This window comes from Streptomyces javensis (assembly GCF_039525925.1).
Taxonomy (GTDB): Bacteria; Actinomycetota; Actinomycetes; order Streptomycetales; family Streptomycetaceae; genus Streptomyces; species Streptomyces asiaticus.
On sequence record NZ_BAAAIF010000285.1, the window covers coordinates 1 to 594 of the forward strand.

Below are 594 nucleotides of genomic sequence, written 5' to 3' on the forward strand. Positions count from 1 at the left end.
ATGCGAGGCATAGTCCACATCAACCCACCGCGCCCGCACCCCCACGCCCTCACACTCCGCCACCAGCTCCCGCAACACCTCCGGCTCACCAGCCACCACCACCGACAACGGCCCATTGACCGCCGCAACCTCAACCCGCCCGACCCAACGGGACACCAACAACTCCGCCTCATCCACACCCACACCCAGCGACACCATCCCGCCACGACCCGACAACCCCGCCGCGATCGCCCGACTACGCAACACCACCACCCGCGCCGCATCCTCCAACGACAACCCACCCGCCACACACGCCGCCGCGATCTCCCCCTGCGAATGACCCACCACCGCCGACGGCACCACACCAGCCACCAACCACACCCGCGCCAACGCCACCATCACCGCAAACGACACCGGCTGGACCACATCCACCCGCTCCAACGACACACCACCCCCAACACCCCGCACCACATCCACCAACGACCACCCCGTCAACGGATCCAACACCCCCGCACACTCACCCAAACACTCCGCAAACACCGCACTCGACTCCAACAACTCCGCACCCATCCCCACCCACTGCGCCCCCTGACCAGGAAAAACAAACACCACCCG

The 594-nt window shown here is 66.7% G+C and carries 1 protein-coding gene; it reads right to left on the minus strand.

Annotation, left to right across the window (positions count from 1 at the left end):
* On the minus strand, positions 1–594 hold a 594-nt coding region (locus tag ABD329_RS47980), incomplete at both ends, for an acyltransferase domain-containing protein (RefSeq protein ID WP_344318321.1).